Here is a 22,028-nt window from a genome sequence, read left to right on the forward strand (position 1 = left end):
CGGTTATTTTTCCCACTACTTTTAAAAACATTAGAAATATTGACCGCACTTTCGTTAGGTGGGGATTAACCCATCAATAATCATTTGGCATTTATATTAATGATAGGCAAAAGTCTATCCGACAAACAGTATTATGAAAAACCTACTTACTAACCCACAACCGAGCCAAAACGATTATATCAATGCGATTGTTAGACTTGGCTCACGCGTCTATGAAGCGGCAACGGTCACGCCGTTACAAAAAATGGGCAAATTGTCCGAACGTCTTCACAATAATATTTGGATTAAACGGGAAGATCGCCAGCCGGTAAACAGCTTTAAATTGCGTGGTGCCTATGCGATGATTTCGAGCCTTTCAGCGGAACAAAAAGCGGCAGGTGTGATCGCTGCTTCAGCAGGTAACCACGCACAAGGCGTCGCCTTATCCGCCAAAGAACTTGGCTTAAAAGCATTAATCGTTATGCCGCAAAACACGCCAAGCATTAAAGTGGATGCGGTGCGTGGTTTCGGTGGTGAAGTGTTATTACACGGTGCGAATTTTGATGAAGCGAAAGCCAAGGCGATTGCCCTTTCCAAAGAAAAAAATATGACCTTTATTCCGCCTTTTGATCATCCGCTTGTGATTGCCGGACAAGGCACATTGGCGATGGAAATGTTACAGCAAGTGGCGGATTTGGATTATGTATTCGTACAAGTGGGCGGCGGCGGTTTAGCTGCCGGTGTCGCAATCTTGTTAAAGCAATTTATGCCTGATATCAAAGTGATCGGTGTGGAATCCAAGGATTCTGCTTGCTTGAATGCCGCCCTCGAAAAAGGCGAACCCACCGATCTCGCCCATGTCGGATTATTTGCAGACGGCGTAGCAGTGAAACGTATTGGTGATGAAACTTTCCGATTATGTCGTCAATATCTTGACGATATGGTGCTTGTCGATAGTGACGAAGTGTGCGCAGCGATGAAAGATTTATTTGAAAATGTACGTGCCGTCTCTGAACCCTCAGGGGCATTGGGTTTAGCCGGCTTGAAAAAATATGTGAAAAAACATCATATTGAAAATAAAAATATGGCGGCAATTTTATCCGGTGCAAACCTGAATTTTCACACGCTACGTTATGTATCCGAACGTTGCGAAATTGGTGAAAATCGTGAAGCCTTACTTGCCGTCACGATGTCGGAACAACCGGGGAGTTTCTTAAAATTCGTTCAAGTATTGGGAAATCGTGCAGTGACAGAATTTAGTTACCGCTATGCCGATGACAAACGTGCTTGTATTTTTGTCGGGGTGCGTACCTTAAATGAAGCGGAAAAATCGGACATTATCACCGATCTCATACAAAATGGTTTCGATGTGGAAGATATGTCTGATGATGATATTGCGAAAACCCACGTGCGCTATTTAATGGGCGGACGTGCCGCTAATCCGAGTGAACGTTTATATACCTTTGAATTTCCGGAACAAAAAGGGGCGTTGTTAAAATTCTTAGAAACCTTGCAAAACCGTTGGAATATTTCCCTGTTTCATTATCGTGCGCACGGTGCGGACTACGGCAATATTCTCGCCGGCTTTCAATTGGGAGAAACAACACAACGTGAATTTGAACAAACCCTTGCGCAACTGAATTATGTTTATGAAGATGTAACCGAAAGTAAATCTTATCGTTATTTCTTGCGTTAGAAACAAGATAAAAAAATACCGCACTTTATCCCAAAGTGCGGTTATTTTTTGGTGCGTTTTTTATTTCACAAACTCACTAAATTCCAATTCATAATCATCGCCGTCCCGTGAGTATTTGATGTAACGGGGGAATTGTTCGCCCACGAATTTTTTCACCATAATATCTTTATTGCCGGTTTTAAAGGTGTAAGAGACTTCAGTCACTTTCTGTTTATTATATTCAATTTGTTTTTCGTTTTTCTTCACTTTCACATTTTCCATCGGGTAAAGTTTTTTACCGTTAGTAATTTGGAAACTGTCCGGTAATTTATCGTAATAACTTAGCTGAAATGCCATGGTGAATAAATCGAAAGTCGGTAATGTTAACGGCTCTGTTTTTAAGCCGTCTTTCATTTTGCCGTATTCGATAGTTGTCGGGGAAATTTTAGAAACCGAGTAAACTTTTCCGTTACGGCTGTCTTGATAATTCACCATATTAAATTGAGTAGCGGTTTGTGCGCCTCGTGAATTAAAGATGATGTTATAAAGCGGGATATTAATTTTTGCGTTCACTGAGTATTGCGTGCCATCCGCTTTAAAATGTACATAAGCCGGCATTAAATAGTTAGAACTGTATTTGATATTGTAAGCAACGGCAGACCACGCATTGGGAATATAAGCTGCAAGAGTAATCAAAAAGATTTTAACAAGTTTCATTAATGTTCCTTATAAAAAATAAATATGTTTGTTAGAGCGGGATTTTATAGATAAGTTCGTAAAGATAAAAAACGGCGCAATATGCACCGTTTTTATTCGCTAACTGAATTTATAGAAGGACATTGGCGAGTAATAAACCAATCACTACGCTAAATACCATACTTAATAAGCCCGGTAGCATAAAGCTATGGTTAAAAATATATTTACCGATTTTGGTTGTACCGGTGGTATCAAAGTCGATAGAGGCAATAATCGGGCCGTAGTTTGGTACAAAGAAATAGCCGTTTACTGCCACAAATACCCCAATTAATATCGGCGCAGGAATGCCAAGTGCAATACCAAGTGGGAATAAAGTCGCTACGGTGGCACCTTGGCTATTGACCAGTACGGAAAGCACAAATAGTGCCAATGCAAATGTCCATGGGGCGGTTTCGACTAAACCTTTCACCATATCTTTTACTTCCGTCATATGCGCCTGCATTAAGGTATCACCCAACCACGCAATCCCAAGAATTGCAATAACCGCCCGCATACCGGCGTGGAAAACCGAACCTTTAGTGATTTCCGTGCTATCCGGTTTACAGGTTAAGACGATTAAGGCGCCAATTGATAACATAATAATTTCAATGGTATGCGCCATTCCCATTGGTTTTCCGTCAAACATTGGACGTAAGGAAGGCATAGCACCCATTAACACCACGAGTAATGCACCGAATAAGAAGAGAGAAACAGAAATTTTTGCCGTTTTGCTCACTTCTAGTTCTTTTATGTCTGTCGTAGAGTTAAAGGCATCGGCATATTTTGGATCTTTTAAACGACGTTGGTATTCCGGATCATCTTTAAGTTCTTTACCCATTTTGTTCACAAAAATGCAAGCAAGGAAGATACCTAAAAGGGTTGCTGGAATTGTTACCATTAACACATCACCAAGATGAATTCCTTGTGGTTCAAGATAAGCCACTACCGCAACGACAGCCGCTGCAATCGGGCTTGCAACAATGGCAAATTGTGAAGCGATGACGGCCATTGAAAGCGGACGTTCAGGGCGGATGCCATTTTGGCGACTCACTTCTGCGATAACTGGCAATACTGAATAAGCCACATGACCGGTACCTGCTAAAAACGTGAATAACCAGGTCACAGCCGGTGCGATGAAAGTAATGTGTTTTGGGTTACGACGTAAAATTTTCGTTGCGATTTTGATCATATAATCTAAGCCACCAGCCGCTTGCATTGCCGCTGCGGCAGCCACTACCGCCATGATCATAAACATCACATCAATGGGTAAACCTGCCGGTTTCAATCCAAAGCCAAAGGAAAGGATAGCAAGACCTAAACCGCCAAATACACCAAGACCGATACCACCTACACGTGCACCCACCAGGATACACAATAGCACGATGGCAAATTGTAATAAGAACATTGCAGACATATTGCCCCCTAAGTTAAAGAATAAACTGTTATATTGCTATAGAAACCGCCGCCAATATAGCAACAAATAGGTACGGATTCTATAATTTAGATCAAGAAACTCTGTCTCTTATACGAAAAGTGCGGTTATTTTCCACCGCACTTTTCACTTGTCAAGTTAGAAATCTTCAAAGTATTGTTGAATAACTTTTGGATCTTTGGTTTGTGTTAAAGCAAGTTGTAATAAGACCCGTGCTTTTTGTGGATTCAAGGTACCGGAAGCCACAAAACCATACTGAGAATCATCCACCTCTGCATCACGTGTCGTATAACCCGTCGGCACTCGGGAAGAACGCACGACAGATACGCCGTCTTTTGCCGCTTTTTCTAAGCGTTCCAAGTGAGCTGCATTTAGGTTACCGTTCCCGACCCCGGCTGTAACAATACCTTGGTAGCCGGCATCCAACAAAGCATTTAACGGCTCAATTGGAGTATTGGAATAGGCATAAACAATCCCCACTTTTGGTAAAGTTTCTAAGTTTTCTACATTAAATGGAGTGTTTACCGTATGTTTGCTTTCCGGTGAACGTTCATAATCAACTTTACTGTTATGAATATAACCTAATGCGCCAAAATTCGGTGAATGGAATGTTTGCACGGCGGTTGTGCTGGTTTTTGTAACATCACGCGCACCAAGTACTTCATTATTCATTGCAACAAGCACACCGCGACCGACCGATTTTTTATCGGTCGCAACAACAACTGCGTTATATAAATTTAATGGGCCATCGGCACTTTTTTCGGTTGCAGGTCGCATCGCGCCGACAAGAACAACTGGTTTTTCGCATTTGACGGTGAGATCCAAGAAATATGCGGTTTCTTCCATCGTATCGGTACCATGTGTAATCACAAAACCATCGGTATTGTTACATTGAGCGTTAATGGCTTTAGCAAGTTTTAACCATACATCGTCGTTCATGTCTTGCGAACCGATTTTCACTATCTGTTCACCTTTAACATGAGCAAGTTGTTTTATTTCCGGGACTGCATCAATTAACGCTTCGATATTTAATTGACCAGCTTTATAGGCGGAAGAGACGGCCGTTGCACCGCTACCGGCAATAGTACCGCCCGTGGCTAAGATCGTAATGTTCGGTAATTCTGCTGCTTGAACCGTAGAAATACTGAACCCTAGCATGGTTAATACCGCTAATTTTTTTAACTTCATCGAATATTTCCTTAATAAGAGTAATAATGTAACTATCTTCTACTTAATTAGGAGTAGAAGAAATAGATATATACAATATTTATGATCGGGATCACATTTCCTTTTCGTGCTTGTGTAAAAATTAACCTGATTGGTTTTCTAAAGAGAATTTTTTTGAAAGATAATGCAAGTATGGTTATACTTAAGCCCTATTTTATTCAGTCAGATTTTAATCAACATAATATTGAGATAACAATGCAAGAATTTTTGCCTGATGCAATTCAGTTTGCACAAAAACATACTTTACTAACTGTTTCTTGGTTTGCGATTTTCGCCCTAGTGATTTACAGTTTTTTCAAATCGGCTACCGAGAAATTTAAAACGGTTCAACATCCCGAAGTGATTCGTTTAATCAATAATGAAGATGCGGTTGTTATCGATCTTCGTACCTTAGATGAATTTCAACGTGGTCATATTATTAATAGTATCAATTTACTTCCAAGCGATATTAAAAATGCTAATCTTGGCAAAATTGAACAGCACAAGGAAAAACCATTGGTTTTAGTGGATGTTAACGGCGTATCGGCACCGGCATCGGCAGCACTACTGACCAAACAAGGCTTTGCCCGCGTTTATATCTTAAAAGACGGTATTTCTGCTTGGTTGGGTGCGAATTTACCTATCGTTAAAAAACACAAATAAGGAACTAAAATTATGTCAGAACAAAATCAACAACCTGAAGTGGCTGCAGAGGAATCACAAGCCGTCTTACAAATTCAGCGTATTTACGTTAAAGATGTTTCTTTTGAAGCGCCGAATCTTCCGCATATTTTTCATCAAGAATGGAAACCTAAACTAGGTTTTGACCTAAGTACAGAGACCGTGCAATTAGGCGATGATTTATATGAAGTAACACTCAACATTACGGTGGAAACCACATTGGAAGATTCCGGTGATCTTGCTTTCCTCTGTGAAGTGAAACAGGCGGGCGTATTTACGATTAGCGGTTTGGAAGAGGTGCAAATGGCACATTGCTTAACTTCACAATGTCCGAATATGTTATTCCCCTATGCACGTGAATTAGTCGCAAGTTTAGTGAACCGTGGTACATTCCCGGCGTTAAACCTTTCCCCGGTGAATTTTGATGCCTTGTTTATTGAATATATGAATCGTCAGCAAGGAACGGTGGAAAATCCCCCGGCTGAAGAGAAAGAAACGCAACATTAATTCTTAATTTAAAAAGGGCAGGCTGTGGGCTTGCCCTTTGTTTTTGAGGAGAAAATGATGATTCCATCCCGAACACCGATTACAGTGCTTGGCGCAGGTTCTTACGGTACTGCATTAGCGATTTCTTTTTCGCGTAACGGCTCGCCGACTTATTTATGGGGGCACAATCCTACACATATTGAGCAGATGCGGAGAGAACGCCAAAACCAACGTTTTTTACCCAACATTCCCTTTCCGCAAGAGCTCTATGTGGAACAGGATTTGGCACAGGCACTTCACCAATCGCAAGATATTTTAATCGTTGTACCCAGCCATGCTTTTAACGAAATTCTCAGCAAAATTCGACCGCACTTACAGCCTCATCATCGCTTGATATGGGCGACAAAAGGCTTAGAACACGGAACCGGACGACTGCTGCAAACAGTCGTAGAGGAACAACTGGGGACAAATTATCCTCTTGCCATCCTCTCCGGCCCGACTTTTGCCAAAGAGCTCGCACAAGGTTTACCCACCGCCATTACGTTAGCAGCGAATAACGAACAATTTGCCCTTGAATTTCAGGCTCGCATTCATTGTAGTAAACACTTTCGTGTTTATGTGAACTCCGATATGATCGGCGTGCAGCTTGGCGGTGCAATTAAGAATGTGATCGCGATCGGTGCCGGTATTTCGGATGGAATGGGATTTGGAGCAAACGCACGTACGGCATTGATTACACGGGGTATTGCCGAAATCAGCCGTTTAGGGGATTCTCTTGGTGCAAATCCGAATACTTTTATTGGTATGTCAGGCTTGGGCGATCTTGTTTTAACCTGTACCGATAACCAATCCCGCAACCGCCGTTTTGGGCTGATGTTAGGGGAAGGATTGGATGCTCAAGCGGCAATGGAAAATATCGGGCAAGTAGTAGAAGGTTTTTATAATACAAAAGAAGCCTATTTGCTGGCACAACGCCAAGGTATTGAAATGCCGATCACAGAACAAATTTATCAGATGCTCTTTTGTGGTAAAAAGGCACAAGATGTGGTTCATAGCTTACTGGGGCGCGAACGGAAAGGCGAATAAAAGGAGAAATAATGATATTAGATGTGTGGCAACATATTCGCCAAGAAGCGAAAGAATTGGCTGAAAACGAGCCAATGCTCGCCAGTTTTTTTCATTCTACAATTTTAAAACACCAAAATCTCGGCAGTGCATTAAGTTATTTACTGGCTAATAAATTGGCGAATCCCATTATGCCAGCAATTTCCTTACGAGAAATTATTGAGGAAGCCTATTTGGCGGATCCAGCCATTATTGATTACGCCGCTTGTGATATTAAAGCCGTCCGCCAACGGGATCCGGCAGTGGAATTATGCTCTACGCCATTACTTTATTTAAAAGGATTTCACGCCATTCAAAGCTATCGAATTACGCATTATTTGTGGAAACAAAATCGTAAGGCATTGGCGCTTTATTTACAAAATCAAATTTCGGTTGCCTTTGATGTGGATATTCATCCGGCGGCAAAAATCGGTCACGGTATTATGTTTGACCATGCTACAGGCATTGTAGTAGGGGAAACCTCTGTTATTGAAAATGATGTTTCCATTCTACAAGGTGTCACCTTAGGTGGGACAGGCAAAGAATCCGGTGATCGTCATCCTAAAGTGCGAGAAGGCGTGATGATTGGCGCCGGTGCAAAAATTCTTGGGAATATCGAGGTAGGCAAATATGCCAAAATTGGGGCAAATTCCGTCGTGCTTCAACCTGTTCCGGAATATGCCACCGCCGCAGGCGTACCGGCACGCATTATCGGTAAGGATAAAGCCGCCAAACCGGCATTTGAAATGAATCAATATTTTATTGATGATGGAATGAATTTGAATATTTAAGAGAATCATAAAATGATCAACAAAGATACCCAACTCTGTATGTCTCTTTCCGGCAGACCGGGAAATTTTGGCACAAGGTTTCACAATTATCTGTACGAAAAATTGGGATTAAACTTTATTTATAAAGCCTTTACCACACAAGATATTGAACATGCGGTGAAAGGTGTGCGAGTCTTAGGGATTCGGGGCTGTGCCGTGTCTATGCCGTTTAAAGAAAGTTGTATGCCGTTTGTCGATGAAATTCACCCTTCCGCACAGGCCATTGAGTCGGTGAATACTATTGTGAATGACAACGGTGTTCTACGTGCCTATAACACCGATTACATTGCGATCGTGAAACTGATTGAAAAATATCGGTTAGATAAAAACAGCACGGTGATGGTGCATGGCAGCGGAGGAATGGCAAAAGCGGTGGTTGCCGCATTTAAAAATAGTGGTTTTGACAATTTAAAAGTCTATGCCCGAAATGAAAAAACAGGGCAGTATTTAGCCGCACTTTACGGCTACGAGTACGTCAATAGTTTGGAAAATCAGCAGGCAGATATTTTAATCAATGTCACGCCAATCGGTATGCAAGGTGGCAAAGAAGAAAAAGATTTAGCCTTTCCTAACACAATGATTACACAAGCAAAAACCGCTTTTGATGTGGTGGCAATCCCTGCGGAAACGCCGTTTATTCAATTTGCCGAAAGCCTAGGCAAACAAATTATTTCAGGTGCGGAAGTGATTGTTTTACAGGCAGTGGAGCAATTCGAACTTTATACCCATCAACGTCCAAATGACGAATTAGTCGCTGAGGCCGCCGCTTTTGCAAGGGCGAATAATTAAAAGTGCGGTTAAAAATAAAGGCGTTTTACAATATCAAAACGCCTTTTTCATCTTTTTAAGAAACTAATTTCCTTACTGCTTCTACCACTACGGAAATCGCTTTTTCTTCGCTGGCTTTTATTGTGGCTTCATTTGGGATTTCTTGTTGCGTACGATTGACGATCACGCCTGAAACCATACCGGCGCGTAAACCTAACGCATTACACATGGTAAATAAGGTAGCGGATTCCATCTCAAAATTCATCACATTAAGATCCTGCCATTGTTTGAGCAAGCCTTGGTAATCACGATAAATCTTTCCACTGTAAGTGTCATAACGTTCTTGACCCGGATAGAAGGTATCTGATGAGGCGGTAATGCCGACAAAAGGCTCAATACCTTTTTCTTTTGCCGCATCGTAAAGGGCGGTAGTACACTCAAAATTAGCTACCGCCGGATATTCCAATGGGGCAAAATGTTTGCTTGCACCGTCTAAACGTACTGCACCGGTAGTGACGAGAATATCACCGACATTAATATGCGGTTGAATAGCGCCGGTGGTACCGATTCGTAAAAAAGTGCGAACACCGAGTTGGGCTAATTCTTCCACACAAATAGAGACGGACGGGCCGCCGATACCGGTAGAGCACACCACAACGGGTTGGCCGTTTAAATAACCTAACCACGAGGTAAATTCTCGGGTACTGGTGAGGAACTCAGGATTATCAAGATGTTTGGCTATACGTTCGCTGCGAGCCGGATCGCCCGGAACGATGGCAATGGTTGCCCCTTTTAATTGTGCTTTGGTTAAGTTTAAATGAAATACCTCTGACATAGTTGTCTCCTTAATTTAAATTTAGCGGTAAAAATGACCGCACTTTGGTTTGTTATTTTTTTAATGCGCCTAAAATACCACGCATAATTTGTTTGGTGACTTCATTGCGAATATTTCTCCCCACGGATTTTGCAACGCTATTCACCATTTGTTCTGTCGGGCTTAATTTATCGCCCCGTTTTTTCGTGCCGAAAATCATACGGCTGAGGCTGCCTAAAATGCCGTTTTCTTCTTCCTCTTGAGCTTGCTCCGCTTGTTTTTTTTGCACGGCGGTAAGATCGGCTTGTGCATTTAAGACTTCAAAGGCAGATTCGTTATCCACATAATCTTTATAGAACGGATAAAGTTCATCATCTTTTACCCATGTGGTTCGTTCTTCGCCTGAAAGAGGGGAAAGTTGGCTTTTCGGCGGGTAAATATAGGCAATTTCAACTGGGGTTGGCATACCTTTTTCGTCTAAGAAAGAGACTAACGCTTGCCCTACGCCAAGTGTCGAAATACTTTCTACTACATTGACCGCCGGGTTGGCACGGAAGGTTTCGGCAGCGGATTTTACGGCTTTTTGATCACGTGGTGTGAAAGCACGTAATGCATGTTGTACTCGGTTACCCAATTGACCTAAAACCGTATCCGGTAAATCTAACGGATTTTGTGTGACAAAATAGATGCCGACCCCCTTAGAACGAATTAAACGCACCACTTTTTCGACTTTTTCTACCAATACTGCCGGGGCATCGTCAAATAATAAATGCGCCTCATCAAAAAACATGACGAATTTAGGTTTATCCGGATCACCTACTTCCGGTAATTGCTCAAATAATTCAGACATTAACCATAACAAGAACGCACTATACATTCTTGGAGAGTTAATCAGTTGTTCCGAATTTAAAACATTGATCACGCCACGCCCATCACGAGTTTGTAACCAGTCGTCAAGATTAAGGGCGGGTTCGCCGAATAAATTTGCAGCGCCTTCATTTTCAAGGGTAAGCAATGCACGTTGAATCGCTCCTACACTCGCCGCAGAGACATTGCCGTATTCCACTTGGAAAGTTTTGGCATTTTCCGCTACATATTTTAGCATTGCACGAAGATCTTTTAAATCAATAAGCAATAAACCTTTGTCGTCGGCAACACGGAAAACGAGATTCAACAAACCTTCTTGTGTGGCATTAAGATTTAACAGGCGGGAAAGTAATAAAGGGCCCATTTCAGAAATGGTGGTACGAAGCGGAATACCGGTTTTACCGAAAACATCCCAAAAAGAGACGGGGTAGCCCTTTAAATAAGCCTCGCCGCCTAGTTCAAATTGTTCGATGCGCTCGGCAATTTTGCCTTGAAATTGACCTGCTTTCACCAGGCCTGACAGATCGCCTTTGACATCGACCAAAAACACCGGCACACCGTCATCACTGAACGTTTCTGCCATTTTACGTAAGGTGACGGTTTTCCCCGTACCGGTCGCCCCGGCGATTAAGCCGTGGCGATTTGCCATTTTTGCGGTAATACCGAGTGTTTGTCCTTGTGTGCTTCGTGCGAGATCATATTGCATAAGTGTTCCTTTCTTTAATGCTATTTATGGGGAAATGATAGGGAAAAAACAAAGTGCGGTCAAAATTTAAGTCATTTTGCGATATAATTTTACGCGTTTTTGTTGATAAGGGAAATGAAATGTCAAAGTCAGAAATTTTGGTGATTAAAATCGGTGAAGTCGAACAACTGACTTTTGCTGACGGTACCTGTTATGAAAGTGCTATTCGAAAACGCCCGGTATCCTCTGTAAAAATCCATTCATTGGGTGCGTATGGTAATGATGTCGGGCTTAAAAAACACCATGGCGGTGTGGATAAAGCATTATTTTTTATGTCGGATGTGTCTTTTCCTGCATTAAATACCTTATTAGACGAAGATTTTTCTTACATTGGTACGGCGGTTTATGGCGAAAATTTTGTCGTCTCAGGCTTTGACGAGGATTCCGTTTGTGTGGGCGATCGCTTTAAAATCGGTACAACCCTTTTGGAAGTGTCGCAACCCCGCAAACCTTGCGAACGTTTATCTAAAAATACCAATAATCCCGAAACCCAAAAAACCGTTTATCTTTCAGGTTGGAGCGGTTGGTATGTGCGTGTTATTGAAGAAGGGGAAATTTCGCAAGGGGATGAATTAATCCTAAAAAGCCGACCTTATCCTCAACTCACTATTCGTCATTTAAATCGCTTATTGTCGGGTAAACCAACGGTGGAAGAATTAGAGCAGGCGCTTGCCGTTGAAGAATTAGCGGCTGCATTTAAACGTTCATTAAGTTCTCAATTAAGTAAAGTTTGGGCATGCAAAAATGACAAATAAAACAACCGCACTTTGCCCTTGCCAATCAACAAAAAATTATGGAGATTGTTGCGGGCTATTCCATCAGCATAAGGCTTTGCCGGAAACGGCGGAACAGCTTATGCGTTCACGCTATACGGCGTATGTACTGAAAGATATTGCTTACATTGTGGAAACAACCGTCCCCAGCCAACAAAGGCTCTTAGCAACGCAAGTCTTACAAGATTGGGCGGATAGTACCCAATGGCTTGGTTTACAAATTCTGAAAACTGAAACCTTAACCAAACAGCAAAGTGCGGTAGAATTTCGTGCGATTTTTCAGAGTGAGGAAGGGGAGCAGTCTCATCAAGAGCGGTCAATTTTTGTCAAGATTGAGGGGCGTTGGTATTTTGTTGATCCGACAGTGGTATTGCCAACCATGAAGCAACCTTGTGTTTGCGGTTCGGGGAAAAAATTTAAACATTGTTGCGGGGCATGGCTATGACTATGACAGATTTCACTTTCTTTAAACGATTTTGGCTACGTTTTAATGAAAATAAATTGACGCAGGCTGCGGGCTCGCTCACTTATAGCACTATGTTGGCGATTGTGCCGTTAGTGATGGTGATTTTTTCAATTTTTTCGGCGTTTCCGGTGTTCAATGAGGTAACCGGTGCGCTGAAAGCGTTTATTTTTACAAACTTTGCCCCCTCTGCAGGCGATGTTGTGGGGCAATATATTGATGAATTTGTGAATAATTCTAAGCAGATGAGCGCGGTGGGGATTATCAGTTTAATTGCCGTGGCGTTAATGCTGATTAATTCCATTGATCGCACCTTAAACGGCATTTGGCAAGAGAGCGGTACGCGCCCGATTTTTACTTCTTTTGCGATTTATTGGCTGATTTTAACCCTTGGGCCTTTGCTTATTGGTACAAGTATTGCCGCAAGCGCTTATGTGAAAGCGATGTTTGAGAGTTCGGAACATCTTTCCTTCGGTTTAACATTACTCGGTTTTGTTCCTTTTCTTTCCACTTGGTTTATTTTTACCGTGCTTTATACGGTAGTGCCGAATAAAAAAGTCAGCGTCAAACATTCCGCTGCCGGGGCATTAATCGCAGCCGTATTCTTCACATTGGGTAAACAGGCTTTTGCTTGGTATATTGCCACTTTCCCCTCTTATCAATTAATTTATGGCGCGATGGCAACTCTGCCGATAATGTTGTTATGGGTTCAATTAAGTTGGACGGTTGTTTTACTTGGTGCGCAACTCGCCGCCGTTTTAGCCGAGATGAAACGAGAAAAAGTGCGGTTAGAAAATGAAGAAATGAAGGAGATATAATGATTGCATTAATACAGCGTGTTACACGGGCTCAAGTGGATGTGAATGGTGAAAAAGTCGGAAAAATTGGCAAAGGGTTATTAGTATTACTGGGTGTGGAGAAAAATGATGACCGCACAAAAGCCGATAAATTGGCAGAAAAAGTTTTACATTACCGCATTTTTAACGATGAAAACGGCAAAATGAATTTAAATGTTCAGCAAGCTGGCGGCGCATTGTTGGTGGTGTCGCAATTCACCCTTGCCGCCGATACCCAAAAAGGCTTGCGCCCGAGTTTTTCTAAGGGGGCTGAACCGGCACTGGCAAATGAGCTTTATGACTATTTTTCACAAAAATGTGCCGAGAAGATTCAGGTTGAAAACGGGCGTTTCGCCGCAGATATGCAGGTCAGCCTCACTAATGACGGTCCCGTTACATTTTGGTTAAACGTATAACGCTATGAATCATTATTCTATTGGTCAAGTTGCTTTTTCCGACCGAAATAGCCTTGCTCAAATTGATGCGCTGCTTGAGCAAGAAGGGATTCAGCGCGATCCAAATTTGGACTATCTTTGTGCAATGTTTGATGAGGAGTTTAATATCATTGCAACAGGGGCTTGTTTTGGCAATACCTTGCGTTGCTTAGCGGTATCTCAATTTCATCAAGGGGAAGGCTTGATGAATCAAGTCGTCACACATTTGATCAATGTTCAAATGGAACGAGGCAATGCACATCTGTTTCTCTATACGAAATGTGAGTCAGCAAAATTTTTCTATGATCTCGGCTTTCGGGAGATCGTGCGAATTCCGGATCAGATCGTCTTTATGGAAAACAAACGCAATGGATTCGGGGATTATTTAACTCGGCTGCAAAACGAGACAGCAAAAAGTGCGGTGAAAAATCAGGGCGTTTTTAACGAGAAAAGAACGGCGGCTATTGTGATGAATGCCAACCCTTTCACTCTTGGACATCAATATTTGGTAGAAAAAGCAGCGAGTGAAAATGACATTGTTCATCTGTTTATTTTGAGTGAAGACAGTAGTTTATTCCCTTACTCTGTGCGTAAAAAATTGATTCAAGCCGGTATCGCGTATTTGCCTAATGTCATATTGCACGATAGCGGTTCTTATATCATAAGCCAAGCCACTTTCCCGAGCTATTTCCAAAAAAGCGATGATGCTGTTATTAAAAGTAATGTAGAGATTGATTTACAGATTTTTGTACGCATTGCACAAGCATTGGGGATTCAACGCCGTTATGTGGGTGATGAGCCGTTTAGCCATGTGACAAACCTTTACAATCAAACTATGCTACAAAAATTACCGGAATATGGTGTGGCGTGCGTGGTGGTGGAACGGAAAGAAACGGCTGAAAGAGTTATTAGTGCATCGGCTGTTAGGCAGGCTATTAAGGATAAAAATTGGTTGGCAGTCAAAAAACTGGTACCTCAAAGCACCTTTGATTTTTTGCTGAGTGATGAAGCCGTGCCGATAGTAGAGAAAATTCAACAAACGGAAGATGTAAAACATTATTGATATAAGGCGGTTAAAAAACAACGCGATTTTTAACCGCTCTTTTTATTTTCTAAGTTTGACTAACTCCACTGCGTGAGCCGCACCTTTTGTCAAAATGAGGTTTGCCCGTTCACGGGTTGGCAAAATATTTTCTCGTAGATTTAAACCGTTGATACTTTCCCAAATTTGGGAGGCGATGGTTATCGCCTCTTCTTCGGACAGCGTGGCGTAGTGTTTAAAGTAGGAATCAGGGTTACTAAAGGCACTTTGGCGGAATTTTAAGAAACGCTTGATATACCATTCTTTTAGCAAATTTTCTTCGGCATCCACATAAATTGAAAAATCCACAAAATCAGAAACGAAAATTTGATTACTTTTGTTTCCGCCCGTTTGTAGTACGTTCAATCCTTCTAAAATTAAAATATCCGGTTGATTAACTTCGTGAAATTCATCAGGAATAATATCGTATGTCAAATGCGAGTAAATTGGTGCTTTAACATGTTTATTACCGGATTTAATGTCGGCTAAAAAGTGAATGAGCTTCGCCGTGTCATAAGAGACGGGAAAGCCTTTTTTTTGTAGTAGATTATCCTGCTTCAGTTTTTCGAGCGGATAGAGGAATCCGTCGGTTGTAATAAGATCAACTGTTCTTTCGCCCGGCCAATGGGAGAGGAGAGATTGCAGAATACGTGCAGAGGTACTTTTGCCGACCGCAACACTCCCTGCAATGCTGATAATGTAAGGGACTTTAGGACTTTGTCCGCCTAAAAAACGATTGAGTACGGTTTGGCGGCGAAGGTTTTCGTCAATATAATAGTTAATTAAGCGGGCGAGTGGTAAATAAATGGTTCTCACTTCATCAAGAGAAAGTTCTTCATTGAAGCCAAGTAGCGGTTTAAGATCCTGTTCAGTGAGTTTTAATGGCACCGATTTTCGCAAGTTTGCCCATTGTTCCCGGCTAAAACTCAAAAATGGCGTAAGTTGGTTTGAAATTTCCACTATATAACGGTAATGTTGTTGAAATATTGCTGAAAATATACCCTATAACGCCTTGTTATGCATTGTTTTTCTCTAACTTGATGAAAATGACATCAAAAAACTGGTGGTTTTGCTTGCAAATTAAACGAACAAGTAAAAAAATAAACTTTTTTAGAAAAAAGACTTGTCAGGCAAACTTTTTTCCATATAATACGCCTCACTTGCTTACGACACGCCGACTTAGCTCAGTAGGTAGAGCAACTGACTTGTAATCAGTAGGTCATCAGTTCGATTCCGATAGTCGGCACCATTCTTTCGTAGACAAGCATTCATTTAGTGTGGAGGGGTTCCCGAGCGGCCAAAGGGGGCAGACTGTAAATCTGTTGGCTCAGCCTTCGAAGGTTCGAATCCTTCTCCCTCCACCATATTTTAGATGAATTCTGATGGGACAGATGAATTTAGGACTTGCGGGCATCGTATAATGGCTATTACCTTAGCCTTCCAAGCTAATGATGCGGGTTCGATTCCCGCTGCCCGCTCCACAAACGCTGATATAGCTCAGTTGGTAGAGCGCACCCTTGGTAAGGGTGAGGTCGGCGGTTCAAATCCGCCTATCAGCACCAGCCTTCAATTCACTTTCCTTGTTAAATAGTAATGAATTTTATTGGTTAATGTGGTTTAATTTACCCATCGATAACCGTGTCTATTTAGAGGGACTCTTTAAATGTCTAAAGAAAAATTTGAACGTACAAAACCGCACGTAAACGTGGGTACAATCGGCCACGTTGACCACGGTAAAACAACTTTAACAGCAGCAATCACGACAGTATTGGCAAAACACTACGGTGGTGCGGCTCGTGCATTTGACCAAATCGATAACGCGCCGGAAGAAAAAGCGCGTGGTATTACCATCAATACTTCACACGTTGAATACGATACACCAACCCGTCACTACGCACACGTTGACTGTCCGGGACACGCCGACTACGTTAAAAACATGATTACCGGTGCGGCACAAATGGACGGTGCAATCTTAGTGGTTGCGGCGACTGACGGTCCTATGCCACAAACTCGTGAGCACATCTTATTAGGTCGCCAAGTAGGTGTACCTTACATCATCGTATTCTTAAACAAATGCGATATGGTTGATGACGAAGAGTTATTAGAATTAGTCGAAATGGAAGTTCGTGAACTTCTTTCTCAATATGACTTCCCGGGTGATGACACCCCAATCGTACGTGGTTCAGCATTAAAAGCGTTAGAAGGCGATGCGGCATGGGAAGAAAAAATCCTTGAATTAGCAAACCACTTAGATACTTATATCCCGGAACCTGAACGTGCAATTGACCAACCGTTCCTTCTTCCAATTGAAGACGTGTTCTCAATCTCAGGTCGTGGTACGGTAGTAACCGGTCGTGTAGAGCGTGGTATCATCCGTACAGGTGATGAAGTTGAAATCGTGGGTATCAAAGATACCACTAAAACAACCGTAACCGGTGTTGAAATGTTCCGTAAATTACTTGATGAAGGTCGTGCAGGTGAAAACATCGGTGCGTTATTACGTGGTACCAAACGTGAAGAAATCGAACGTGGTCAAGTATTGGCGAAACCGGGTTCAATCACGCCACACACTGACTTCGAATCAGAAGTGTACGTATTATCTAAAGATGAAGGTGGTCGTCACACCCCATTCTTCAAAGGTTACCGTCCACAATTCTATTTCCGTACAACAGACGTAACCGGTACTATTGAGTTACCGGAAGGTGTGGAAATGGTAATGCCTGGCGATAACATCAAAATGACTGTATCCTTAATCCACCCGATTGCGATGGACCAAGGTTTACGTTTCGCAATCCGTGAAGGTGGTCGTACTGTAGGTGCGGGCGTTGTTGCGAAAATTATTAAATAATTAATTTGATAAATTAAGTGAGAAGGCAGGTCTTTTATTGATCTGCCTTTTTAGTTTTATACTTTTGCCTATTTGTGTTCAATCAAAAGTGCGGTCATTTTATGCCTCGTTTTTTGATATGATCAGGAAAAACTTTTTAGAGGACTTCTTTATGTCAAAACAACTTTTTCGTGCTGTTGTTTCTGATCTAGATGGTACATTATTAAACACTAATCATGTCATCGGAGACTTTACGATTGATACACTGAATCGACTTGAACAGAATGGTATTGATATTATCCTTGCTACGGGAAGAAATCACACTGATGTTACTTCTATTCTTGGAAAAATCGGTGCAGAACGTGCGGTAATGATTACCTCAAACGGAGCAAGAGTGCGAGATATGGCGGGAAACCTTATTTATAGCAATAGTTTACCGGAAGATATTGTATTTGATCTTTATAAAACACCATTTGATGAAACAAAGGTTTGTTTAAATACCTATCAAGACGAAGGATGGTTTATTAATAAAGACGTCCCTGAATTGAAAAAATTTCATCAGGATTCAGGTTTCATGTATGAAGTAGTTGATTTTTCTAAACATCATGCTCGTAGTGTGGAGAAAATATTTTTTATTGGAAAAACACCGGAAGATTTAATTGAAGTAGAAAAATATTTACGTGAACATTTTGGTGATAAAACAACTATTGTTTATTCTGCATTAGCATGTTTGGAAGTGATGAACAAAAATGTTTCCAAAGGTGAAGCTTTAAAACATGTGTTAGAACAACGAGATTACGGTTTGGAAAACTGTATCGCTTTTGGCGATGGGATGAATGATGTAGAAATGCTTTCCAGTGTTGGGAAAGGCTGCATCATGGAAAATGCTGATAAACGTTTGAAACAAGCTTGCCCGGAATTAGAGCAAATCGGTTCAAATCAAAATGAGTCAGTTGCAAAATATCTTCAACTTCAATTCGGAATTAAATAATGCTCCAAGCTATGTTATGTATTAGCTGCGGCGCAATATTAGGTGCTTTAGGAAGATGGGGGTTAACTTATAGCTTTAATTCACTCTTTTCTAGCTTTGCTTTTGGAACTTTACTTGTTAATCTTATCGGTTGTTTTCTGATAGGTATGTTGGTGGCACTTTTCTGGCAATATCCACAAGTTAATGATTTATGGAAATTGTTTCTAGTGACCGGTTTTCTTGGTGCGTTTACTACATTCTCATCTTTTTCAATTGAAGTGATTGAGCTTCTAATGTCAGACAAATGGTTTAATGCACTTAGTGTGATTGCTTTCCATTTAATAGGAGGATTAATCAGTACGACATTAGGTATTTTATTGTATAAACTACTATTTAAGTCTTAGGTTAGAAATTTATTCGGAAGTAGAACCGATAAGATCAATGTTCACTGCAACATCTATAAGAAAGCATATAATATAGGATTTTTGTTTCTTAACACGGCAAGAGCTAATGACTGCCAACCAATATTTATTTTCATAAAACCTCATCAATAACTTCACTTGATGAACACCATAGTCTCGTTATGATCGTGCATGGATATAGTTTTCGTAAAAGGCACTTTTTCTGCTGATACCATTTAGTGTGTTTTCAATTTGTTCTTATGGAAATGCTTTTTTCTTACATTTTACTACCAAGACCGAATTCACTATACTCTCAATGCGCTAATAAACTTACAACATTATTTAACACGATTGAAGATATGCTTTTTTCCATAAAAAGTGCGGTCAAAATTTAGAGAAAATTTGACCGCACTTCTATGATATTAAACGCTAATTATCATTCATCCGAATAATTATTTTCGGCTTGTTCAATATCGACTATTAATGATTGTTCTGGGTTTGCAACCAATTCCGCACGAAGTCTGGTTTCTAATTCTTGCGCTTTTTCCGGATTTTCATGTAACCACTTCATTGCATTTGCTTTGCCTTGACCTATTTTTCCATTGTTGTAGGCATACCAAGCGCCGGATTTATCCACAAGTTTGTGTTTTACACCGAGCTCAATTAATTCTCCTGCTTTTGAAATTCCTTCGCCGTAAAGAATTTGAAACTCTACTTGGCGGAATGGCGCAGCAAGTTTGTTTTTTACTACTTTCACTTTCGTTTCGTTACCAATAACGTCCTCGCCGTCTTTTACAGAGCCGGTACGACGGATATCTAAACGAACAGATGAATAAAATTTTAGCGCGTTGCCACCGGTTGTCGTTTCCGGATTGCCAAACATTACACCAATTTTCATACGAATTTGATTGATGAAAATAACGAGGCAGTTGGCATTTTTAATTTGACCGGTTAGTTTACGTAAGGCTTGGGACATCAAGCGTGCTTGCAAACCCATATGGGAATCGCCCATCTCACCTTCAATTTCTGCTTTTGGTGTAAGTGCTGCCACAGAGTCTACGATGATGACATCAACCGCGCCTGAACGAACAAGTGCGTCACAGATTTCTAGTGCTTGTTCACCATTATCAGGTTGAGAGACTAATAATTCTTTGACATCAACCCCTAATTTGGCTGCATAAATCGGATCAAGTGCATGTTCGGCATCAATGAATGCACAGGTTTTACCTGCTTTTTGGGCTTGTGCAATGACAGATAAGGTCAGGGTTGTTTTACCGGAAGACTCAGGGCCGAAAATTTCAACGATACGCCCCATAGGTAAACCTCCGATACCTAATGCTACATCTAGACCAATGGAGCCGGTGGAAATGGATTCAACATCCAATGCTTTGGTATCACCCAATTTCATAATAGAGCCTTTACCAAATTGTTTTTCGATTTGTCCTAACGCTGCAATAAGTGCTTTTTGTTTTTCTTCTTGAGTAGTCATTTTTTACCTCACTTGATCGTAGCAAAATTGTATCTGTGTTGATGTACAGCAGCAAGTGAAATTTTGGATCCCGCAGGGAAATGTAGTGGGTTGGAAGAGCATAAAAATTTATCTAAGTAGGGGGATTTAGAGCTTTTTTAGTTTTAGAGAGAAGAACATATTCTTTTAGTACCTTGAGGAAATATAAATACTGTAAATTAATTTTTTAATAGCTGTTATTTTAACCGACTATGCTGCTCTTCTTTCTAAAATTAAACATATTTATATCAATATTCACTTCTATTGACTTGTATGAGTTTATTGAAAGCTATTACATCCATTAAGTGTAAGTTATTAAATAGAAAATTCATTATATAACTGTATTTTTTACAATAAGTTTTAAATTTACGATCTATGTCACAAATTTGTAAACAGATTGTTTTGTTGTGATGACATTAATGTTATAAGTGGAAGGGAGAATTACTTATCCATTAACATATTGCAGTTTAATGTGGAGGGCTTATGGCAATATTAAACATTAAAGATAAACATATTGATGACATTTGTATGATGACTAATGAATTAATCGGAAATGTGACTTCGAAGAATTTATTCACCGGTTACGGGTTGTTTTACAATAAAGAACTTATGTTCGGTTTATGGTTGAATGGAAAGTTTTACCTTCAAGCAAAAGATGAATTATCTAACCGATTGATAAATTCAGGATGTGTGGCTTTCACAAAAAACGAAGTTGATGCCAAGTTTGTTTTGTCGGATTACTATTGTCTTACTAAGGATATTCTAGGTGATCGGGTTTTACTGCGTAAATTGCTTATGCTTTCTATTAAACAAATTCAGGATAGAAAGAATGAGATTGCCTTATCAAAGGCAAACCGCTTAAAAGATCTTCCTAATCTCTCCATAAAATATGAACGAATGTTAAAGAAGGTAGGTATTCATGACGTCAACACACTAAAGATAGTGGGCGCTGAGAATGCGATTGTCAGGTTAAGGAAATTTGGAATACCGGCTACTTTAAACACTTATTGGAAACTAGCTTGTGCATTACTGAATAAAAATAGTGAAATGTTAAATAGACAGCAAAAGGAAATACTACTGAAGAAGCTAAATAAAGTCTTATATGAAGCGGGGTTTAGAAGATATAGAAAGATTGATGATGAATAAAAATTAATCTTTCAAATAAAATATGTAAAAAATTCATTGCAAAGTATTTTTAAATGCCTATAATACGCGACACACAACGACGCGCTGTTGTGAAGTAAGAAGATTTGCCGGTGCGTCGTTATTTTTTGCTCTTTAACAACGAATCAGACAATCTGTGTGGGCACTTGTTAATAGACTTGTTAAAATATTTTTAATTTTGAAGTCTTAATAGGTGCTTAAACTAGAAATTCATTATTACTTTTTATAGTAGTGTATATTAATAGCTAAG

Annotated in this window: 22 protein-coding genes and 4 tRNA genes; 19 read left to right on the forward strand and 7 right to left on the reverse strand. The window is 40.7% G+C overall.

Annotated elements, in window-relative coordinates:
- Positions 1-133 precede the first annotated feature (133 nt).
- Positions 134-1,675 carry a threonine ammonia-lyase, biosynthetic gene (gene ilvA / locus PNEUHYL_RS12880; RefSeq protein WP_059368749.1) on the forward strand — a complete coding sequence of 514 codons (1,542 nt, stop codon included), beginning with the start codon at positions 134-136 and terminating at the stop codon, positions 1,673-1,675.
- A 60-nt stretch (positions 1,676-1,735) separates the two neighbouring features.
- Here the strand turns inward: ilvA and PNEUHYL_RS12885 are convergent, their stop codons facing one another.
- The 3 genes from PNEUHYL_RS12885 to ansB form a co-directional block, all read right to left on the reverse strand.
- Complete coding sequence (locus PNEUHYL_RS12885; protein ID WP_059368750.1) at positions 1,736-2,371, reverse strand: hypothetical protein; 636 nt, start codon at positions 2,369-2,371, stop codon at positions 1,736-1,738.
- A gap of 109 nt (positions 2,372-2,480) precedes the next feature.
- On the reverse strand, positions 2,481-3,803 hold the full coding sequence (locus PNEUHYL_RS12890; RefSeq protein ID WP_059368751.1) for an anaerobic C4-dicarboxylate transporter: 1,323 nt from the start codon (positions 3,801-3,803) through the stop codon (positions 2,481-2,483).
- A 156-nt stretch (positions 3,804-3,959) separates the two neighbouring features.
- The gene (ansB, locus tag PNEUHYL_RS12895) at positions 3,960-5,009 is read right to left on the reverse strand and encodes an L-asparaginase 2 (protein ID WP_059368752.1); all 1,050 of its coding nucleotides are present in this window, start codon (positions 5,007-5,009) and stop codon (positions 3,960-3,962) included.
- A gap of 234 nt (positions 5,010-5,243) precedes the next feature.
- Here ansB and PNEUHYL_RS12900 point away from each other — a divergent pair, with 234 nt between their 5' ends.
- Genes PNEUHYL_RS12900 through PNEUHYL_RS12920 form a run of 5 tightly spaced genes read left to right on the forward strand, consistent with a single transcriptional unit; the run spans position 5,244 to position 8,917 of the window.
- Positions 5,244-5,690: a rhodanese-like domain-containing protein gene (locus PNEUHYL_RS12900; protein ID WP_059368894.1), complete on the forward strand. Its 447-nt coding sequence runs from the start codon at positions 5,244-5,246 to the stop codon at positions 5,688-5,690.
- A gap of 12 nt (positions 5,691-5,702) precedes the next feature.
- Entirely contained in the window at positions 5,703-6,215 is a 513-nt protein-coding gene (secB, locus tag PNEUHYL_RS12905) for a protein-export chaperone SecB (protein ID WP_059368753.1), read from the forward strand.
- A 57-nt stretch (positions 6,216-6,272) separates the two neighbouring features.
- Positions 6,273-7,280: an NAD(P)H-dependent glycerol-3-phosphate dehydrogenase gene (gene gpsA / locus PNEUHYL_RS12910; RefSeq protein ID WP_059368754.1), complete on the forward strand. Its 1,008-nt coding sequence runs from the start codon at positions 6,273-6,275 to the stop codon at positions 7,278-7,280.
- An 11-nt stretch (positions 7,281-7,291) separates the two neighbouring features.
- Positions 7,292-8,089 (forward strand): serine O-acetyltransferase, encoded by a 798-nt coding sequence (gene cysE / locus PNEUHYL_RS12915; RefSeq protein ID WP_059368755.1) that lies wholly within the window; start codon positions 7,292-7,294, stop codon positions 8,087-8,089.
- A gap of 12 nt (positions 8,090-8,101) precedes the next feature.
- Positions 8,102-8,917 (forward strand): shikimate 5-dehydrogenase, encoded by an 816-nt coding sequence (locus PNEUHYL_RS12920; protein ID WP_059368756.1) that lies wholly within the window; start codon positions 8,102-8,104, stop codon positions 8,915-8,917.
- 55 nt (positions 8,918-8,972) lie between these two features.
- Here the strand turns inward: PNEUHYL_RS12920 and udp are convergent, their stop codons facing one another.
- Together udp and PNEUHYL_RS12930 are read right to left on the reverse strand one after the other, a co-directional pair.
- A complete protein-coding gene (gene udp, locus PNEUHYL_RS12925; protein WP_059368757.1) occupies positions 8,973-9,731 on the reverse strand; it encodes a uridine phosphorylase in 759 nt (252 codons plus the stop codon).
- 52 nt (positions 9,732-9,783) lie between these two features.
- Entirely contained in the window at positions 9,784-11,283 is a 1,500-nt protein-coding gene (locus PNEUHYL_RS12930; RefSeq protein ID WP_059368758.1) for a helicase HerA-like domain-containing protein, read from the reverse strand.
- Between the two features lie 119 nt (positions 11,284-11,402).
- Here PNEUHYL_RS12930 and PNEUHYL_RS12935 point away from each other — a divergent pair, with 119 nt between their 5' ends.
- From PNEUHYL_RS12935 to citC, 5 genes are read left to right on the forward strand one after another with little or no spacing between them, the layout of a single operon-like run.
- Positions 11,403-12,077 carry an MOSC domain-containing protein gene (locus PNEUHYL_RS12935; RefSeq protein ID WP_059368759.1) on the forward strand — a complete coding sequence of 225 codons (675 nt, stop codon included), beginning with the start codon at positions 11,403-11,405 and terminating at the stop codon, positions 12,075-12,077.
- The gene (locus PNEUHYL_RS12940; RefSeq protein WP_059368760.1) at positions 12,067-12,540 is read left to right on the forward strand and encodes a YchJ family protein; all 474 of its coding nucleotides are present in this window, start codon (positions 12,067-12,069) and stop codon (positions 12,538-12,540) included. Before PNEUHYL_RS12935 ends, PNEUHYL_RS12940 begins: the two co-directional genes overlap by 11 nt.
- 2 nt (positions 12,541-12,542) lie before the next feature.
- Positions 12,543-13,376, forward strand: coding sequence for a virulence factor BrkB family protein (locus PNEUHYL_RS12945; RefSeq protein ID WP_059368895.1), 834 nt, complete (start codon positions 12,543-12,545; stop codon positions 13,374-13,376).
- Complete coding sequence (dtd, locus tag PNEUHYL_RS12950) at positions 13,376-13,810, forward strand: D-aminoacyl-tRNA deacylase (protein ID WP_059368761.1); 435 nt, start codon at positions 13,376-13,378, stop codon at positions 13,808-13,810. Before PNEUHYL_RS12945 ends, dtd begins: the two co-directional genes overlap by 1 nt.
- A gap of 4 nt (positions 13,811-13,814) precedes the next feature.
- Positions 13,815-14,891 carry a [citrate (pro-3S)-lyase] ligase gene (citC, locus tag PNEUHYL_RS12955; protein WP_059368762.1) on the forward strand — a complete coding sequence of 359 codons (1,077 nt, stop codon included), beginning with the start codon at positions 13,815-13,817 and terminating at the stop codon, positions 14,889-14,891.
- A gap of 42 nt (positions 14,892-14,933) precedes the next feature.
- Here the strand turns inward: citC and coaA are convergent, their stop codons facing one another.
- On the reverse strand, positions 14,934-15,869 hold the full coding sequence (gene coaA, locus PNEUHYL_RS12960; protein WP_059368763.1) for a type I pantothenate kinase: 936 nt from the start codon (positions 15,867-15,869) through the stop codon (positions 14,934-14,936).
- A gap of 213 nt (positions 15,870-16,082) precedes the next feature.
- Here coaA and PNEUHYL_RS12965 point away from each other — a divergent pair.
- The 7 genes from PNEUHYL_RS12965 to crcB all read left to right on the forward strand — a co-directional run bounded on the left by PNEUHYL_RS12965 (position 16,083) and on the right by crcB (position 19,110).
- Positions 16,083-16,158: transfer RNA gene (locus tag PNEUHYL_RS12965), tRNA-Thr, on the forward strand.
- A gap of 30 nt (positions 16,159-16,188) precedes the next feature.
- Positions 16,189-16,273 (forward strand) — tRNA-Tyr (locus PNEUHYL_RS12970).
- A gap of 42 nt (positions 16,274-16,315) precedes the next feature.
- Positions 16,316-16,390, forward strand: a tRNA-Gly gene (locus PNEUHYL_RS12975).
- A gap of 5 nt (positions 16,391-16,395) precedes the next feature.
- Positions 16,396-16,471 (forward strand) — tRNA-Thr (locus PNEUHYL_RS12980).
- A 101-nt stretch (positions 16,472-16,572) separates the two neighbouring features.
- Complete coding sequence (tuf, locus tag PNEUHYL_RS12985; RefSeq protein ID WP_059368590.1) at positions 16,573-17,757, forward strand: elongation factor Tu; 1,185 nt, start codon at positions 16,573-16,575, stop codon at positions 17,755-17,757.
- Positions 17,758-17,908: 151 nt separating this feature from the next.
- Positions 17,909-18,727, forward strand: a complete 819-nt coding sequence (locus tag PNEUHYL_RS12990) for a Cof-type HAD-IIB family hydrolase (RefSeq protein ID WP_059368764.1) — start codon at positions 17,909-17,911, stop codon at positions 18,725-18,727.
- Positions 18,727-19,110 (forward strand): fluoride efflux transporter CrcB, encoded by a 384-nt coding sequence (crcB, locus tag PNEUHYL_RS12995; RefSeq protein ID WP_059368765.1) that lies wholly within the window; start codon positions 18,727-18,729, stop codon positions 19,108-19,110. Before PNEUHYL_RS12990 ends, crcB begins: the two co-directional genes overlap by 1 nt.
- Positions 19,111-19,543: 433 nt before the next feature.
- On the opposite strand, the gene recA is transcribed toward crcB, so the two are convergent.
- Complete coding sequence (recA, locus tag PNEUHYL_RS13000; protein WP_059368766.1) at positions 19,544-20,596, reverse strand: recombinase RecA; 1,053 nt, start codon at positions 20,594-20,596, stop codon at positions 19,544-19,546.
- Positions 20,597-21,097: 501 nt separating this feature from the next.
- Here recA and PNEUHYL_RS13005 point away from each other — a divergent pair.
- On the forward strand, positions 21,098-21,760 hold the full coding sequence (locus tag PNEUHYL_RS13005) for a TfoX/Sxy family DNA transformation protein (RefSeq protein WP_069029757.1): 663 nt from the start codon (positions 21,098-21,100) through the stop codon (positions 21,758-21,760).
- Positions 21,761-22,028 lie beyond the last annotated feature (268 nt).

The organism is Rodentibacter caecimuris (genome assembly GCF_001019715.1).
Classification (GTDB): domain Bacteria; phylum Pseudomonadota; class Gammaproteobacteria; order Enterobacterales; family Pasteurellaceae; genus Rodentibacter; species Rodentibacter caecimuris.

What these genes read in the sequence shown, in the direction of transcription:
- ilvA (WP_059368749.1), top strand. Translation starts at nt 134, where the DNA reads ATGAAAAACCTACTTACTAACCCACAACCGAGCCAAAACGATTATATC.
- PNEUHYL_RS12885 (WP_059368750.1), bottom strand. Translation starts at nt 2,371, where the DNA reads ATGAAACTTGTTAAAATCTTTTTGATTACTCTTGCAGCTTATATTCCC.
- PNEUHYL_RS12890 (WP_059368751.1), bottom strand. Translation starts at nt 3,803, where the DNA reads ATGTCTGCAATGTTCTTATTACAATTTGCCATCGTGCTATTGTGTATC.
- ansB (WP_059368752.1), bottom strand. Translation starts at nt 5,009, where the DNA reads ATGAAGTTAAAAAAATTAGCGGTATTAACCATGCTAGGGTTCAGTATT.
- PNEUHYL_RS12900 (WP_059368894.1), top strand. Translation starts at nt 5,244, where the DNA reads ATGCAAGAATTTTTGCCTGATGCAATTCAGTTTGCACAAAAACATACT.
- secB (WP_059368753.1), top strand. Translation starts at nt 5,703, where the DNA reads ATGTCAGAACAAAATCAACAACCTGAAGTGGCTGCAGAGGAATCACAA.
- gpsA (WP_059368754.1), top strand. Translation starts at nt 6,273, where the DNA reads ATGATTCCATCCCGAACACCGATTACAGTGCTTGGCGCAGGTTCTTAC.
- cysE (WP_059368755.1), top strand. Translation starts at nt 7,292, where the DNA reads ATGATATTAGATGTGTGGCAACATATTCGCCAAGAAGCGAAAGAATTG.
- PNEUHYL_RS12920 (WP_059368756.1), top strand. Translation starts at nt 8,102, where the DNA reads ATGATCAACAAAGATACCCAACTCTGTATGTCTCTTTCCGGCAGACCG.
- udp (WP_059368757.1), bottom strand. Translation starts at nt 9,731, where the DNA reads ATGTCAGAGGTATTTCATTTAAACTTAACCAAAGCACAATTAAAAGGG.
- PNEUHYL_RS12930 (WP_059368758.1), bottom strand. Translation starts at nt 11,283, where the DNA reads ATGCAATATGATCTCGCACGAAGCACACAAGGACAAACACTCGGTATT.
- PNEUHYL_RS12935 (WP_059368759.1), top strand. Translation starts at nt 11,403, where the DNA reads ATGTCAAAGTCAGAAATTTTGGTGATTAAAATCGGTGAAGTCGAACAA.
- PNEUHYL_RS12940 (WP_059368760.1), top strand. Translation starts at nt 12,067, where the DNA reads ATGACAAATAAAACAACCGCACTTTGCCCTTGCCAATCAACAAAAAAT.
- PNEUHYL_RS12945 (WP_059368895.1), top strand. Translation starts at nt 12,543, where the DNA reads ATGACAGATTTCACTTTCTTTAAACGATTTTGGCTACGTTTTAATGAA.
- dtd (WP_059368761.1), top strand. Translation starts at nt 13,376, where the DNA reads ATGATTGCATTAATACAGCGTGTTACACGGGCTCAAGTGGATGTGAAT.
- citC (WP_059368762.1), top strand. Translation starts at nt 13,815, where the DNA reads ATGAATCATTATTCTATTGGTCAAGTTGCTTTTTCCGACCGAAATAGC.
- tuf (WP_059368590.1), top strand. Translation starts at nt 16,573, where the DNA reads ATGTCTAAAGAAAAATTTGAACGTACAAAACCGCACGTAAACGTGGGT.
- PNEUHYL_RS12990 (WP_059368764.1), top strand. Translation starts at nt 17,909, where the DNA reads ATGTCAAAACAACTTTTTCGTGCTGTTGTTTCTGATCTAGATGGTACA.
- crcB (WP_059368765.1), top strand. Translation starts at nt 18,727, where the DNA reads ATGCTCCAAGCTATGTTATGTATTAGCTGCGGCGCAATATTAGGTGCT.
- recA (WP_059368766.1), bottom strand. Translation starts at nt 20,596, where the DNA reads ATGACTACTCAAGAAGAAAAACAAAAAGCACTTATTGCAGCGTTAGGA.
- PNEUHYL_RS13005 (WP_069029757.1), top strand. Translation starts at nt 21,098, where the DNA reads ATGGCAATATTAAACATTAAAGATAAACATATTGATGACATTTGTATG.